Below are 14,385 nucleotides of genomic sequence, written 5' to 3'. Positions count from 1 at the left end.
GATTTACAAATTCATTACGCCTGAGAACTACATTAAGACTGTCAGTTTGGCAGGGATCTAATTATGAGTGTAAGCAGCAAATACGATACACAATTGTGGCTGGCGGAGTCCGACCTGGACAACCTTGAAATCGTTCCACTGGGTTCGTCGGACGATGCCGATGAAGATTATATCGTACCGAGCGATCTACCCATTCTCCCCGTGCGAAACACAGTGTTGTTCCCGGGAATGGTAATCCCGGTAACGGTGGGGCGGCAGAAATCGATCAAGTTAGTAAAAAGAGCCTATAAGGGAAGCCGTACCATCGGCGTTGTGGCCCAGTCGAATCAGCAGAAAGACGAACCGACGACCGATGACCTGTACCGCCTGGGGACGGTGGCGTACATCATCAAAATGATTACGCTGCCGGACGGAAACATCACCATCATCATCCAGGGCAAAAAACGGTTTGAAATCATCAATTACCTGCAGGAAGATCCTTTCCTGACGGCCAACGTGCGGCAGATCGACGACCATTTTCCCAATCCGAACCGGAAAGAGTCCAAAGCGCTGATCCAGTCGCTGAAAGAATCCGCCTATAAAATCCTCCGGCTGAACCCGGAAATCCCGCAGGAAGCCCGCATCGCCCTCGACAATATCGAAAGTCCGATGTTTCTGATGCACTTCCTGTCGTCGAACCTCAACGCCGAGGTCGCCGATAAGCAGAAACTCCTTGAAACTACCGAGGGCGCCCAGCAGGCGACCCTGCTGCTCGAATATATGCTGCGCGACGTGCAGCTGCTCGAACTGAAACGGGAAATTCAGACCAAGGCCAGTTCCGACATCGATCAGCAGCAGCGCGACTATTTCCTGCGGCAGCAGATCAAAGTGCTTCAGGACGAGCTCGGCATGGACAGCCCCGACCGCGACCTGGAGGAGGTGCGGATGCGGGCTGCACGCAAGAAATGGCCGGCGAGCGTGCAGGCGCATTTCGACAAGGAACTCAACAAGCTCCAGCGCATCAACCCGATGGCTCCGGAATACCCGGTGACGATGAACTACATCGAACTGTTGGTGGACCTGCCCTGGAACGACCATACCAAAGACAACTTCGACCTCAAGCGGGCGCAGAAAATCCTCGACGGTGACCATTTCGGGCTCGAAAAGGTGAAAGAACGAATCATCGAATACCTGGCCGTTCTGAAGCTGAAAAACGACATGAAGGCCCCGATCCTCTGCCTCTACGGCCCTCCGGGCGTGGGCAAGACCTCACTGGGCCGGTCGGTGGCGAAGGCGCTCGGCCGGAAGTATGTGCGGATGGCCCTCGGAGGGGTTCACGACGAAGCCGAGATACGCGGCCACCGAAAGACCTACATCGGTGCCATGCCGGGTAAGATTGTCCAGAACATCAAAAAAAGCGACTCCTCGAACCCGGTTTTTATCCTGGACGAGATCGACAAGGTGAGTTCCGACTTCCGGGGCGACCCGTCGTCGGCCCTGCTGGAAGTGCTGGATCCGGAACAGAATTCAACCTTCATGGACAACTACCTCGAAGTCGAATACGACCTGTCGAGGGTGCTGTTCATCGCGACGGCCAACTCGCTCGATACCATCCACCCGGCCCTGCGCGACCGGATGGAGATTATCGAGCTGACCGGCTATACCGTCGAGGAAAAAATCCAGATCGCCAAAAAATACCTCATTCCGAAACAGCGGAAAGAACACGGCCTGAAACCGAAAGACCTCGTGGTCGACGACAAGGCCATCCAGCGCATCATCGAGGGATATACCCGCGAATCGGGGGTGCGGAGTCTGGAGCAGAAAATCGGGGCGCTGGTGCGGAAAGTTGCCAAATCCATCGCGCTGGAAGAGGAATATCCCAAAACCATCCGGCCTGTCGACGTGCCGAAGATGCTGGGTGCCGAGATTTTCGACCGTGATCTGTATTCCGACGATGAAATTGCCGGAATCGTGACGGGTCTGGCCTGGACGCAGGTGGGCGGTGAAATCCTGTTCATCGAGTCGAGCCTGAGCCGCGGAAAAGGCGGTCTGACGCTCTCCGGCCAGCTCGGCGACGTCATGAAGGAGTCGGCCGTGACCGCACTGTCGTACCTGAAAGCCCATGCCGACCAGATGGGACTCGATTACCGGGTCTTTTCCCACTATGACCTGCACGTTCACGTTCCGGCCGGTGCCGTACCGAAAGACGGTCCCTCGGCGGGGATTACGATGCTGACGTCGATGGCGTCGATCTATACCCAGCGGAAGGTGAAGCCGTTTCTGGCCATGACCGGAGAAGTCACGCTCCGGGGCAAGGTACTGCCGGTCGGCGGAATCAAGGAGAAGATTCTGGCCGCCAATCGGGCGGGTGTCCGGGAGATCCTGCTTTGCTCGAAAAACCGCAAGGACGTCGAGGAAATCAACCGGGATTATATCAAAGACCTGACCATTCATTATGTGGATACGGTCGATCAGGTGCTGGAAGTGGCCCTGCTGCCGCAGCAGGTACGCCAGCCGATGAAATTTGTCTTTCCGGAGGAAAAAGAGCGGGAAACCAGAGAGCGCGACGTGGAGGTCGTGGCGGCCCCCCGGCTTTAATATAACAATCATAAAAAAGAGCCTCAGCGATTGCTGAGGCTCTTTTTTATGCCGGTCGGATCAGGGTTTATCCCACCAGACCCGCGTATACGGATCGTCTTTCCCCTGCCGGGCGATCACCGCGTTATAATTTTCGGTGTTCAGTGTTCCTTCCGTCGATACCGGGTAAGCCAGCCGGCGCGGAATGGCCGTTCCGCCGTTCAGGGTAGAAGCCGCCGGTCTCAGCACCGGGAAGCCGGTTCTCCGCCACTCCGACCAAGCTTCGGTGCCCTGAAAAAACAGGGCGATCCAGCGCTGGGTCGAAATCTGCTCGATGGCTTTGGCATCGTCGTAGGCGACATCGGGCTGAGCAATGTAGGTATTGTAGGCGGCATCGGTATAATTGGCGCCCATCCACTGCTGGAGGGACGCTTTCACACCTGATTCATACAGCGTTTTCGGCGTACCCGTAATCCAGCCCAGCTTGGCGGCTTCGGCCTGGGCAAACTGCACCTGTGCGTAGGTCATGATGTTGACCGGGGCCGCCTGGGCAGCCACCGTCGAAGCGGCCAGCGAAAAGTTCTGGGCCGGTCCGGCAGCCGGGAAAACGCCGTAGGGAACCCCGACATACTCACCCTTCTGGTTCGGAGCGGCCATATAGGTCAGACGCGGGTCGTTGACCTTCTTCAGATAATCGACGAAGGTGTTGCTGACGGCGAAGTCTTTCCGGTTACTCCGTACATAGTTGGTATAGAGCGGGTTTTCGTTATTGGCGTCCGCCAGGAACGTATACCGGACATTGTCGGCATTGGAGGCCAGCACCCCGTCGGCCAGGGCGGACGCAAACTCCGCCTTGCCTTTGGCCGGATCGACTTTGGACAGACGCAGGGCAGCAATCATCCGCAGGGAGGCTGCGAACTTCTTCCAGCGGGCCACGTTGCCGCTGAGCAGAATATCTCCCTGAACCGTCGCGCCGTTGTCGAACTGGGCGGCCGCTTCCTTCCACTCCTTGAAGAGGTCGTTGTAAATATCCTGCTGCTTGTCGAACGCCGGTGAGAAGTTCTGGTCTCCCTTGAGCGCCTGCGAATACGGAATATCGCCCCAGCGGTCGGTCATCCACTGGTAGATATACGCTTTCAGAATCCGGGCGATGGCAATCTGGTTGTTGTTGGACCCGTAGATGGCGACGCTGGCCTTCGTGTTCTCGTTCGTGTTCTGATCGATGATAGCCTGCAGGTTGACCAGAGGACCGGAATACAGGCCGTTGTAGCTGAAATTGATCGTCTTATAGCGCGAATCCTCGATGTACGTAACGTCACCGAACTGCTGAACGTACAGGGCCGGGGTGATGTTGAAACCGGCCGGACCGACCTGGCTGTTCATGGTTCCCACGGTCCGTATCGCACCCGTAAACAGGCTGGCCGTGTTAGGCAGCAGCGGGTTGTTCGGGTTGACGTTCATCTCCTCAAAATCGTTACAGGCTCCTGCCGTCAGCATCAAACCTGCAAAAACTATGGACTTGAACCCTTTCATAATGTCTGTTTTGAAATGTGTTAACTTGGATTAAGCGGAATTAGAAACCAAGACGCAGGTTGACACCGAACGACCGCACCGGCGGCAGCTGACCGCCTTCATACCACAGCGTCTCCGATTCCGAAATGTCGATACCACCACCGATCTTGCTGAAAATCAACAGCGGGTTACGGGCGATGAACGAAATGTTGGCCGACTTGACCCAGCGGCCCAGAACGTTTCTCGGCAGGGTATAACCCAGCGAAATTTCCCGCAGCTTCACGTAGCTCTTATCGTAGATCCAGTACTCGTTCAGGGCAAAGAGCCAGTTTGCGTACAGATTCTGCGCATCGACCCGTGTGGTGTTGGGCTGGCCTTCCTCGTTGACGCCCGGCAGCAGAATACCACCGCCGGTGGCCGGATCATCCCGCTTCGGTTTACCCAGTTCGTTCAGACCGGCCGTTTCGGCACCCAGCCCGGAGTAGTTATTGAACATCTTGGTGGTCGAGAAGAACTTCCCGCCGACGACGAAGTCGGTGTTGATCCGCATCGTCAGGTTCCTGTAGGTCAGCGTGTTCAACCAGCCGCCTTTGAACTTCGGCAAAACGGTGCCCAGCGGCACGTTTTCTTCCTTGACGTACAGACCGGCATTCGGGCCGCTGCTGTAAACCACCGGCTGGCCGTTCAGCTTCTTGATGCCCTGGCCGACGAGCAGACCCCAGTCTTCGCCTTCGCGGGCATTCAGCGTCAGCGTGCGCCACTGCGGACCGTCGATCTGATAGTTGGTCAACCCATCGATTAGCTTGACGACCCTGGAGCGGTTGCGGTCGGCGTTGATGTCGAACTCCCAGCTGAATCCGGAAGTGGTTTTGACCGGGTTGGCATAGATGTGCAGTTCCAGACCGCTGGTCTGGATCAGACCGGCGTTAATGACGGCGTTCGTATACCCGCTGGTCGGCGTCACCGGGACCGGGATGATCTGGTTCTTGTTGTCGTTGCGGTACGCCGTGAACTCCAGACCGAGCCGGTTCCCCAGGAAACGCAGGTCGATACCGGCTTCATACGAGGACGACAGGCCCGGCTGCAGGTTCGAGTTGGGCAGGGTCGTGGGCAGGGACAGGGTGGCGTTGCTGCCGTAAGCCGTACCGGAGTTGTAGGACAGGGCCGTCTGATAAGGCCCGACATCCGTTCCGACCTGCGCATAACCGGCGCGGATCTTTCCGTAGGACAGGATCGTATTCTGCGGAATCAGCTCGGAGAAGACCAGACCGGCCGATACCGCCGGGTACAGGTAGGAGTTGTTGGCCTTGGGCAGCGTCGACGACCAGTCGTTGCGCAGAGAAGCTTCTACGAAAACGAAGTCCTTATAACCGATGCTGACGTTTCCGAACAAGCTGTTCACCTGACGCTCGAACAGGTAGTTGTTGGCGAGCGGACGGTTGATCGAGGCCGCGATGTTGTAGAAGTTCGGGGCCGAAAGACCGCCTACCGTGGCCTGGAACAGACCGTCGATGCGGTTGTAACGGATGTTACCGCCCGCGTTTGCGACCAGGGAGAAGTCGGCGAGTTCCTGGTTGTAGTTGACCAGCACTTCGTAGTTGTTCTCCCGTGCGCCGGCCGTGAAGGTCGAATAGGCACCCTGACCACCGGCGTTCAGCGTTCCCTGTGCAATGCGGCCTTCCTGCGTGAAGTAGTTCTGGTCACGACGCACGGTGGCCGAGGCCTTAAGGAACGGAGTGAACTGATAGGTCAGACCGAAATCCCCGAACAGCCGGTCGCTGCGGTTGGTATTCGTGTTTTCATAAACCTGCGTAAAAGGGCTGTCCCAGTATTTTGGCCGCGGGTCGATCGGGCTGCCGATGTTCCAGCTGCGGAAGGTTCCGTCGGGGTTCCTGTAATTGCGGAGGTCATCCATGCGAAGCTGACGCTGAAACCACTGGTTGAACGAACCGACGGTCTGGTTGTAACCGTTCAGCGTTGCGTTGGAGATACTCAGCGGGCTGTTGGTCGGCGTCGTACCCCCCGTAGAACCGTAGCGGTCGGCCGGCAGGTTGGTCGTCTGCATGGCCGTGTAGTTGACGTTCAAGTTGGCCGTCAACGCTTTTCCGAGCAGAATGGTATTCCGGGCGCTGATGTAATCCCGGGTTTGCGATGAATTCGGGATGATCCCGTTGTTGATAATGTGCGTGTACGAAATCCGGCTCTGGAAGTTTTCCGTACCCTTCGAGAAGGCGATGTTGGTATTATGGCTGATCGGTTTGTCGAAAAATTCCCGAACGTTGTTGGGCTGCGGGGAATACGGCGTCAGCTGGCCGAACTCCGGGCCCTGCTGCCAGGAGAAGGCGGAGCGGTGCGGAGAGCCGTCCAGACGCGGCCCCCAGCTTTCGTCGGCCGAATAATCCAGGATCTTCTGCCCGTTGAAGGAAGCCCAGGCTGCCGGGTGGATTTTCGGGTCGAACTGAAAGGTTGCCCACTCCTGCGAGTAACCGCCCCCGTATTCGTTCTGATATTCGGGCAGCATACCCACCATGTCGAGCGTCGTGCTGTGGTTCAGGTCGAGTCGGGTTTCGCCGGATTTGGCGCGTTTCGTCGTGATGACGATGACCCCCGCCGAAGCCCGGTTTCCGTACAGGGCCGTCGCTGAAGGGCCTTTCAGGACGGACAGGGTCTCCACATCGTCCATGTTGACCTGGCTGATGTCCGTCGGTGTTCCGTCCACGACATAGAGCGGATCTCCGCCCGTCAGGGAGTTGACGCCCCGGATGCGGATGCTAGGACTGCCGAACTTGGCGGCCGACTGCCCCAGCACCTGCACGCCGGCGATTTTACCGGCAAGGGCGTTGCCGACGTTCTGGTCGCGGGCGATGTTCAGCTTATCCTGCTTGATGTCCTGAACGGAATAGTTCAGGGCTTTTTTCTCCCGCGAAATGCCTAAAGCCGTCACGACCACTTCCTGAAGAGTCGAGGCATCCGGCTGGAGAACGACGTCCAGGGTCGTGCGGTTGCCGATGGCAACATCCGTCGATTTAAATCCGATAAATGAGAAGGTAAGCGTTCCGGCGTCTTCGGAGACATTGATCGTGTAATCGCCGGTTGAGTTTGTGGTGGCTCCTCGCGATGTGCCTTTCACCACAATGTTGACTCCGGGAAGTGGAGAGCCGTCTTCTCCCGAGGTCACTTTGCCCGAAATCGTTCGTGATTGGGCATAGGAAGCTCCTATCGTACCGTACAGGCACAATAAGGCAATCAGTAAACGTTTCAACATGTTTTTAGCTTAGGTTAATGATAATTGGTACTCTAAAATCAGGCGGTCAAGTTATCAGAATAATTTGTTTTGTCAATATTTGTTAATGCAAAATATTATTCTGGTGACATCCTTCAATAAGTAAAAACAACTAAGCCAAAAGATTGTTTTTTATTAGGTAAAATGTTGATATACAAGATGTTAATTTTTTAGAAAAAAATTTTCTCAGGATCGGTGAAACCTTATCGTAGGAACGGCTTGCTTCCGGTGAAAAACGGGAAGAATTATATATTTGTATGATGATAAACACCACTTTACCGGTTCCGTTCAGGCAGCGGATGCAGGCTCAGCTGGGTGCCGAATACCCGGTATTTACCGCAGCCCTTACCGAGCCTGTTCCGGTTAGTATCCGGGTCAATCCGCAGAAGAATGTTTGGCAGAGGAAGGACGCGGAACCCGTGGCCTGGTGTCCGGAAGGATTTTACCTGCCCGAGCGGCCGGTTTTCACGCTGGACCCTCTGTTTCAGGCCGGTGCCTATTACGTTCAGGAAGCTTCCTCCATGCTGCTGGCCGACGCCCTGCGCCGAACCGCCCGGCTTCATCGACCACTGAGGGTGCTGGACCTGTGTGCTGCGCCGGGCGGAAAAAGTACCCTGCTGGCCTCCCTGCTGACAAACGACAGCCTCCTGGTCTGCAACGAGGTGATCCGTAGCCGGGTGCCGGTGCTGCGGGAGAACATGGAGAAATGGGGTTACCCGAACGTGGCCGTCAGTCACCATGATCCGGAGGAGTTCGGTGCCCTGGCCGGCTTTTTCGACATCGTCCTGGTCGACGCTCCCTGTTCCGGGGAAGGGCTCTTTCGGAAAGACCCCGACGCAACGCTGGAGTGGTCCGAAGAGAACGTCGCCCTGTGTGCCGGCCGCCAGCAGCGCATCCTCTCGGCGGCCCTCCCGTTGCTTCAGGAGGGGGGTCTGCTCGTGTTCAGCACCTGTACGTATAACGACGAAGAAAATCTGAACAATGCCGACTGGCTGCATCAGCAGGGGCTGGAAAGCATCAAGCTGGAATTTCCCGACGTCTGGGGCGTGGTTGAGAAAAGCCGCAACGGCGTTTCCGGCTACCAGTGTTACCCGCATCGGGTGAAAGGAGAGGGCTTCTTTCTCAGCCTGTTCAAAAACAGGAACCGGACTGGGGCACCGACGCCCGTTCCCCGGGCTTTCCGGTCGCTGAAGCCGCTGCCGGCCCGGCAGATTCCGGCCGTGAAGCCGTTTCTGCGGCAGCCGGACGCTTTTTCCTTTTACATCAAACCGAACCTGGAGGTATTTGCGCTGCCGGAGGTCCTCTCGGCCGATCTGCGCATCCTGGATGCGGCTTTATATAATAAGGGCTTCGGGCTGGAAATGGGCGTTTTTAAAGGGAACGACTTCATACCGTCCCATGCGCTCGCCCTCAGCACCGCCGTTTCCGAAGACCTCCCGGCCGTCGATCTGAACCGGGAGGATTCGCTGCGGTTTTTCAAAAAGGAGAACCTGGTGCTGGATTCGTCCGTAAAGGGCTGGCTGCTGGCGCGTTACGAAGGGCTGAATCTGGGCTGGCTCAAAGGGATCGGAAGCCGGGTCAACAACTACCTGCCCAAAGACTGGCGTATTCGGATGGACATCCGGGAGTACTGAACCTGAGCGAAAAGGCATTGGCTTATCAAAAAAAAGTAGTTACTTTGGCCGCCTTACGAAACGGTAACCCAGCCGTTTTATAAGCAAAAACTGTAAACTTAAAGAAATGGCTTACGGATTACTGAAAGGAAAGCGCGGGATCATTACCGGGGCACTGGACGAGAAGTCCATTGCCTGGAAAGTAGCACTGAAAGCAAAGGAAGAAGGCGCCACCTTCACGCTCTCCAACGCACCGATCGCGATGCGGATGGGGGCCATCAAACAGCTCGCCGAACAGTGCGAGGCTGAGATCATTCCCGCCGACGCCACGGTGGTGGAAGACATCGAAAACCTGTATAACCGTTCCATGGACGTTCTGGGCGGCAAGATCGACTTCGTGCTGCACTCCATCGGCATGAGTCCGAACATCCGCAAGAACCGGCCTTATGGCGATATGAACTACGAGTGGTACCAGAAAAGCCTCGACGTGTCGGCCCTTTCGTTCCATAAGATGCTGCAAACGGCCGAAAAGCTGGATGCCATGAACGAATGGGGCTCTTTCGTGGCCCTGAGCTACATTGCCGCCCAGCGGACGTTCGCCTTCTATACGGACATGGCCGACGCTAAAGCCGTTCTGGAGTCGATTGCCAGGGGCTACGGTTACCGCTACGGAAAACTGAAGAAAGTTCGGGTCAATACCGTGTCCCAATCACCGACGGTGACGACGGCCGGGGCGGGCATCGGCGGGTTCGATGTGTTCTATGAATACGCTCAGCTTATGGCTCCGCTCGGCAACGCTTCGGCGGAAGACTGCGCCAACTACGTTATCACGCTGTTCAGCGACCTGACCCGCATGGTGACCATGCAGAACCTCTTCCACGACGGCGGTTTCTCGCGGGTGGGCGTTTCGGAAGACCTGGCCCAGCGCCTGATTCAGGCCCACCAGCTCGACGAAGACCATAACGCATAAATCATTACAAAGCAGAAGCCCCGGTTTAAGACAAACCGGGGCTCTCGCTTTTTAACCGCCTACAGGTCGACGACCCGGATTTTACTATTGCCGTCCATGCCTTTCTCCACCTGAATCTGGATGCTGATGCGCTCCTTGATCTCGTGGCGGTGAGAAATGATGCCGATGGTCTTTTTGCTGTCGTGCTGGAGCTTTTCGAGCATGGCAATGGCCGTATCGAGCGATTCGGGGTCGAGCGTACCGAAGCCTTCGTCGATGAACAGGCTGTCGATCTGCACGTTACGGGACGCCAGATCGGAAAGGCCCAGCGCCAGGGCAAGGCTCAGCGTAAATGTTTCACCCCCCGAAAGACTGGAAACCGACCGTTCCGTACTGCCCTGATACAGGTCCAGCACGTACAGCTCGTCCTGGCCGTCGCGCGGTTTGAGGAGCAGATACCGGTCAGAGAGGTCTTTCAGCCGGCGGTTCGCCAGACCGATCAGCTGCATCAGGGTCAGTCCCTGGGCAAATTTACTGTATTCATCCCCTCTCGCGCTGCCGATCAGCCGGTCCAGTTCCCGCCAGGGGCGGGCTTCCGTTTCCAGCTTTGCCAGTTCCACGCCGATTTTTTTGAGTTTTTTACGCTCCTTTCCGTCGTTTTCAATCTGGTTTTTGAAATAACCCAGCCGTTCGATCTTGTGTCGTTCTTCCTGCTTCAGTTCTTTCAGTTGCCGGGCAATTTCTTCGGGCGGCAGGTCGGTTTTGCGGTTTTGGACAGCCTCCAGTCGACGGGCGGTTTCTTCCCCGCGCTTTCGCTGAACGTCGAACAGTTCCTTCTCGAGTTCATTTTTCCGGTCCTGAAGCCGTCGGAGGGCCGGGCTGTCGAGCAGGCCCGCCCGGGCCGAAGCGATATCGGCCAGACCGCGTTCCCGCAAAATCGGCTGCAGCGCTTCGGTCAGGTCCGTCAATTGCCGGTCATAGTCCTGGGAAGCCCCAAGGGCGGTATTGAGCAGGCTTGTCTGCGTGGCGAGATCGGTCGTCAGCTGATTGAAGCGTCGGTTGAGTGCTTCGCAGACCGGCCGGATGTCGTCTCCATCGAACAGGGCGGCTTTTTCCCGCTCCAGCCGCTGCACCTCGGCCGTACTCTTCTGAATGGTCCCGAAGTCGTCGACCAGCCGTCGCAGGGTGGTGTCCTGTTCCCAGAGCGAGTGCAGGGTGTTCAGCTCCTGGCGTTTCACTCGAATCAGTTGCTGCTGATCGATCAGTTGTTCGGGGGTCAGCGACGAATCCAGCGCCAGGGCGGTCAGCTGCTCCGAAATCTGGACCCGTTTTTCGGTATAGAGCTTTCGGAGCCGGTCCCGCTGTTCGACCAGGGCCGTTCGGGTCGATTCGGTTTGAATCAGCCGGCTGTGGAGGGCGTCATATTGATCCTTTTTGGCTTTCAGTTCAGCATGGACCAGTTGCAGGTCCAGTTCCAGCCGCCCGACCTGATTGACATAGTGCTGGGCGTAGGGGTGGTCAGGAGAACCGCAGAGGGGACAGGGTTCCCCACTCTTCAGGGCTTTTCGTAGTTCGTCCAGATCGGCTTCCTGCGCGAGCCGTATCTTTTGCTGCTCGATACTCGCCCGCCGGTCTTCCAGATCCTTTAGTTCCCTTCCCAGAAGTTCCAGCTGCGGCTGCTCTTTCTGAATCTGGTCGGCATACTCGTTGATCTGGCCGTTCAGGTTCATGCCGTCGCCCAGGCGGTTCTGCTGTTCCTGCAGGGCGGCATGCAGCCCCGACAGGTTGCTTTCCTGCTCTACCAGCAAATCGATTTCGCGCCCGATCGTTTCCGGCGACAAAGCCGGGTATTCCTGCTCCAGCTGGACCAGCGTCACCCCGACTTCCTGCTGACGGGCGGTTACCTGCCGGGCCGATTCCCCGATCTGCTTCGGATCGAGCGTCCGGAACCAGGGATCGGTGGCCCGGCTCAGGGTACTTTTGATGTTCTGTATGGGTTGAGTCGCTTTTTCGCCTTCCGCTTTGATTTGCTGAACCAGATCCTGAATGGTCGACTGAAAAGCGGCTACTTCCTGGAGAAAACCGTGCCGGTCCAGCGCCGGCCGGTGGGTGAGTTGCCGGGCCTGCCCGACCAGCTGGGCCAGGTCCTGCTCCAGCCGCTCGACCGTCCGGCGGGCATTGTTCTGATTCTGCTGTTCACGATCCCGGTTTTTTTCGAGAGCCGCGAGATTGGACAGGTCGGTGGCGAGGTCGGCGACCTGCTCGTGCCGGGCAAGCCGTTCGGCTTCCGGAGCAAATTCCTCCTGTTTTCGCTGCAGGGTCTGTTCGCGTCCGGCAAGAAGGGTGAGTTGCTCTTCGGCTTCAGCCATTTTCCGAAGCTGCGTTTCCTCGGCGGTCAGAAACTCGATCTCCTTCGTGAGTACTTTCAGACGCTGGTTAACTTCGTCCTGCTGCTGCTTCAGCGATTCGACTTCTTCATCGGTCAGAATGGTGATCAGGCCGGTTTCTTTCCGTTTGTCGGCAATCCGCTCTTCAAACGACCGGTTGACCAGGTGCGCCCGCTGGCTCAGCTGCCGGTAGATTTCCGTGCCGGTAATCCGTTCGAGCATTTTGCTCCGCTCGGCGGCTCTGGCTTTCAGAAACTGGTCGAACGCGCCCTGGGCCAGTACGATCGAACGGACGAACTGGTCGTAGGTCAGGCCGATCAGTTCCTCGTTCTTCTTCGGAAACTCGCTCAATCCCCTGATCGGCAGAAGCAGCCCTTCGCCCTGGCCTTCGGGCAGGAGGGCGATTTCCATCTCATAGTTGTTCCAGTTGCCGTTGCGGTTTTTCTTGATCGACCAGCGCGACCGGTAACAATGTCCGCCGACCTCGTATTCGACCTCCGCATAAGCCGCGGCACCGGGTTCCCGGGCGGCATTCTGGTTGACGATGATTCCTTCCTCGACGATATTGGTCAGAGAGATCGCCCCCGAAATGCGCGGCACCCGGTTGAACAGCGCCAGCGTGATGACGTCCAGCAGGGTGGATTTGCCGGCGCCGGTCGGGCCGGTGATAATGAACAGACCGGTGCTGCTCAGCAGGCCATCGGTGAACCGGATCGGTGGGTGTTCACCGTAAAAGGAGTTGATGTTACGAAAGCGGATCTGTCGGATTTTCATGCAGTACGACGGGTTGGGCCGCCTGTTCCGTAATCAGACGATACAGTTGTTTATAGGTTTCCATCAGAACCGTCCGCTCCTCTCCCTCGACCAGCGAGGCATCCAGCCGCCGGGCAAAGACGTCGAGGTACGTCAGATCCTGAAGCTGAGTATCGGCTACATAGAGGGCTTCCAGTCCCTTGAGCCGGTTGCGGAAGGTCAGTCGGGATTTGGCAATCTGGAAGGGAGCACGGGCGTATTCGCGACGCAGCTGCTCGAAATGCTGCCGGACGCTCAGGCTTTCGTTTTCTTCTTCCACCAGCACTTCGACGAGGGTGGTCAGCGCGTCGGTTTCATCCAGCGTTTCCAGCGTTTCCCGAACGGCGTCGAGCGTACCGGCGACCTGACGAAGCGACCGGAAGCGGGGCACCGGAATGGAGTCGATGGTCCGGATTTTGCCGTTTTCCACGGTCAGTTCCAGCAGCTGGTGCCGGTTGTCGCGCTCGCCGAAGCTCAGCGGGATCGGGGAGCCGCTGTAACGCACGGTTCCGTCCATTCCGATCTGCTGCGGCACGTGAATATGTCCCAGCGCCACGTAATCGAACCCGGCCGGAAAATGCTCGGACGAAAAGGCGGCCTGCCCGCCCACGGCATGGATCTCGCGTTCGCTCTCCGAGATCGTGGCTCCGTTGACGTACAGGTGGCCCATCGCCAGGATCGGCACATCCCGGTATTCGGTATGGCAGTGGTCGATGATGCGTTCGTAATGGTTTCGAATGCCCATCCGCAGGGCTTCGATGCGTTCTTCGTAGGCCTGGCCGGAAATCGACTGCCGGAGATCGCTTTCGCGCAGGTACGGCACGGCCGCCACGAGCAGGTCCGTGGAGCCGTCGGAAAGCCGGATGACTTCTTCGAGGCAATCGCCGGTCGTGCAGCCGACGACGTGAATGTTCAGGTGCCGGAGCAGTTCCTTCGGCGCGTTGAGCTTCGTCGGGGAGTCATGGTTTCCGCCGGTGATGATGATTTTCCGTTCCAGCGGCAGCATTCGGGTCAGAAACTGGTAATAAAGCTGCATCGACCCGTCATTGGGATTGGTCGAATCGAACACATCACCCGAAATCAGGAGGACGTCGATCTGGCGGCTTTCTACCGTTTCAGCCAGCCAGTCGAGGAACCGCACATGGTCGTCGAGGAGGTCGTGTTTGTAGAGCCGTTTTCCGAGGTGCCAGTCCGCCGTATGCAGAATCTTCATTAATGCCGACAATTAACATGGGGAAATTAAACAAAATTTCCCAAAGTGTCTGCGGAGCCTGCGGGTAAAATGACTGCCGG

The 14,385-nt window shown here is 57.3% G+C and carries 7 protein-coding genes; 3 read left to right on the top strand and 4 right to left on the bottom strand.

Translation table 11 applies throughout. The features are described 5' to 3' along the window. The first annotated feature begins 63 nt into the window (after positions 1–63). Positions 64–2,577: an endopeptidase La gene (gene lon / locus DX909_RS21260; protein ID WP_128547235.1), complete on the top strand. Its 2,514-nt coding sequence runs from the start codon at positions 64–66 to the stop codon at positions 2,575–2,577. A 60-nt stretch (positions 2,578–2,637) separates the two neighbouring features. Here lon and DX909_RS21255 read toward each other — a convergent pair whose 3' ends face one another. Continuing rightward, positions 2,638–4,089 (bottom strand): SusD/RagB family nutrient-binding outer membrane lipoprotein, encoded by a 1,452-nt coding sequence (locus DX909_RS21255; RefSeq protein WP_128547234.1) that lies wholly within the window; start codon positions 4,087–4,089, stop codon positions 2,638–2,640. A gap of 40 nt (positions 4,090–4,129) precedes the next feature. Further along, complete coding sequence (locus DX909_RS21250) at positions 4,130–7,333, bottom strand: SusC/RagA family TonB-linked outer membrane protein (protein WP_128547233.1); 3,204 nt, start codon at positions 7,331–7,333, stop codon at positions 4,130–4,132. A 275-nt stretch (positions 7,334–7,608) separates the two neighbouring features. Here DX909_RS21250 and DX909_RS21245 point away from each other — a divergent pair, with 275 nt between their 5' ends. Continuing rightward, a complete protein-coding gene (locus DX909_RS21245; protein WP_374755872.1) occupies positions 7,609–8,985 on the top strand; it encodes a methyltransferase RsmF C-terminal domain-like protein in 1,377 nt (458 codons plus the stop codon). Positions 8,986–9,091: 106 nt separating this feature from the next. Next, the gene (locus DX909_RS21240; RefSeq protein WP_128547232.1) at positions 9,092–9,934 is read left to right on the top strand and encodes an enoyl-ACP reductase FabI; all 843 of its coding nucleotides are present in this window, start codon (positions 9,092–9,094) and stop codon (positions 9,932–9,934) included. Positions 9,935–9,993: 59 nt separating this feature from the next. Here DX909_RS21240 and DX909_RS21235 read toward each other — a convergent pair whose 3' ends face one another. Beyond that, positions 9,994–13,074 (bottom strand): AAA family ATPase, encoded by a 3,081-nt coding sequence (locus DX909_RS21235; protein WP_128547231.1) that lies wholly within the window; start codon positions 13,072–13,074, stop codon positions 9,994–9,996. Further along, entirely contained in the window at positions 13,046–14,305 is a 1,260-nt protein-coding gene (locus DX909_RS21230) for an exonuclease SbcCD subunit D C-terminal domain-containing protein (RefSeq protein ID WP_128547230.1), read from the bottom strand. The genes DX909_RS21235 and DX909_RS21230 overlap by 29 nt, the downstream gene beginning before the upstream one ends. Between the last annotated feature and the right edge of the window lie 80 nt (positions 14,306–14,385).

Origin of the sequence: Larkinella soli (assembly GCF_003703975.1) — a bacterium.
GTDB classification, from domain to species: Bacteria; Bacteroidota; Bacteroidia; order Cytophagales; family Spirosomataceae; genus Larkinella; species Larkinella soli.
Note: the sequence above shows the minus strand (reverse complement) of the source record. Positions and strands in the feature narration are given on the sequence as shown.